2 protein-coding genes are annotated in these 2,227 nt (G+C 53.3%); both read left to right on the top strand.

Annotation, left to right across the window (positions count from 1 at the left end; genetic code table 11):
* A partial coding sequence (locus tag H261_RS22650) for a diguanylate cyclase (protein ID WP_152427087.1) occupies positions 1–1,347 on the top strand: 1,347 nt, incomplete at its 5' end.
* A 305-nt stretch (positions 1,348–1,652) separates the two neighbouring features.
* Positions 1,653–2,126, top strand: a complete 474-nt coding sequence (locus H261_RS26385) for a hypothetical protein (RefSeq protein ID WP_235063037.1) — start codon at positions 1,653–1,655, stop codon at positions 2,124–2,126.
* Positions 2,127–2,227 lie beyond the last annotated feature (101 nt).

The following is a 2,227-nucleotide window of genomic DNA, read 5'->3' on the forward strand; positions in this document are numbered from 1 at the left end:
TCCGCCAATCAACGGATGGCGGAAATGTTCATGATCCCATTGGAATCATTGATTGGTATAGAATATGTCGATCTGGTTGATCCCGTAGAGCAGGAAATTGCCCGGAAGAATATGGCGGATCATCTTGCCTGTGACCGCCCCAACGTCAACCTTGAACGCCACTATTGGCGATCCAATGGCACTGCATTTTGGGGGCAACTGACCGCCCGTCATATGCCAGCATACAAAGACGGACGTGCTGGTCTGGTGTGCGTCGTTTCTGACATCACAGAACGGAAAATCGCAGAACACCATCTCGCGGAACGCAGCCACGAACTTGAAATCCTGAACCAGGAATTATCCAAAGCCGTTGAGGCACTTGCCGCGTCGAATGCCGAGCTTGTTGCCGCTCGCCAGGAATTGGAGCACCTCGCCCAACACGACAACCTTACGGGCATATGGAACCGCAGAAGGGTTGAAGAAGCCGCCCAACAGGAAATGCTGCGAAAAGCTCGCTACGGTCACCCCGTGTCCATGCTGTTCATCGATCTTGATCATTTTAAGCGAGTGAACGATACCCACGGCCATGCAGTCGGGGATGATGTTCTCAAGGCATTCTGCGATATCGCCAGCAAATGTATGCGATCCACCGATATGCTGGGTCGTTGGGGCGGTGAGGAATTCGTGATTCTGATGCCGAATAGCGGCTTGATGATCGCAAGCTTGCTTGCTGAACGTATTCGCAAAGCGACCTTGACCTACGCATTCCCTGTCGCTGGACATATCACGGTCAGCATTGGTGTTGCCGAATGTCGAGATGATGAGGCGTGGGAGGCGTGGCTTTGCCGTTCCGATGCAGCCCTGTATGCCGCCAAAGAAGCTGGTCGAAATCGTGTGATCAGCGATGCAGTAGGTTCCAAGGAAACAGACGAAGCGGAATTGCTTGATCTGGACTTTTTACGGCTGGTTTGGCGAAGCACCTACGAATCCGGTCACTCGTTGCTCGATAAGCAGCACCAGAATCTATTTGAGCACGCGAATGCTTTGCTGACTTCTGTCCTCAGTGAGCGGCCAAAGGATGAAGTGCTCCCCCAGATCGAAGCACTTGTTGCGGACCTTCTGGATCATTTCCGGGATGAAGAAGCAGTTTTCCGCTCGATAGGATATTCCGGTGCTGATGAACATGCCCAAACCCACCAGGGTCTAATCGACCGTGCCGGGGAATTGGTGGCGATTTTCACATCCGGCGAACTGGCCTTGGGCGACCTGTTCAATTTTCTGGCCTATGACGTGGTGGCAAAGCACATGCTGTCCGAAGATCGAAAGTTCTTTGGGCACATCCAGGCAGTTCGCGACACGGCGGTATAATTTCGGGCAGGCAGGTTGGGCGAACATGGCAATATTCGGACGAAAACCTCCCCCCATCCAAGTCGGTGACTTGTTCATGAAAGCCAACGATCCGACCAGAAAGGTGTGGGAGGTGTCACGGCTTTGGACGACCGTTGATGGGGTTCCACATGCCCGGCTGGTGAACAGGCACGAGACACTAATGGTGTCGATTCGCACCCTGGAAGACCCGGAGTACTTTGTGGCTGTGCCTGTGATTCGGAACGAGCCGTAAAGCAGGTCGGCGGTGGAGAACTGGTGAGAACTCCACCGCCGGATCGTGCTGGATGGATCAGGTTTACGGGGGTGATCTATCCAGATGTGGCCGCATCGGGGGGGGTGCCACAGAAAAAAGGTTATCGTATTCGGCTTATGTCATCAAGGCGGACAAGATGAACGCAATTCCGACCACGGACACCACTTCGGTCACGGTATCAGCGATCCACATCACTCATCTCATGAATGCAGGAAAGCTGCGTGCCTTGGCTGATGTTGAAGTCGTCTTCGATGGTGTCGTGATGGTCATTCAAGGTGTCCAGGTTCGAGCGGATGGCAAAAGCACCAAGGTATCCTTGCCGAAATATCGGGCACCAGATGGCTCATGGAAAGCCGCAATTATTCTGCCTGATGAGATCAAGGATGCCATTTCGGACACGGTGATTGCTGCGGGATTGGAGGCAGGAATCCTCCGGGTGAAGGAGGAGTCCGTTGGGGATCGGTGCACAATGGAAGGTGCTAAATCTCCGGACCATTTTGCTTGAGGTTGATGAAAGATATAAATCTTTGGTAGCATTTGATCGGCGTGAAGGCGGAGGACGGCCATGATTGTTGCAAACACAGGTTGGCCTGATCTCGAACTCCT

This window comes from Paramagnetospirillum caucaseum (assembly GCF_000342045.1).
Lineage (GTDB): Bacteria > Pseudomonadota > Alphaproteobacteria > Rhodospirillales > Magnetospirillaceae > Phaeospirillum > Phaeospirillum caucaseum.

What these genes read in the sequence shown, in the direction of transcription:
- H261_RS26385 (WP_235063037.1), top strand. Translation starts at nt 1,653, where the DNA reads ATGGATCAGGTTTACGGGGGTGATCTATCCAGATGTGGCCGCATCGGG.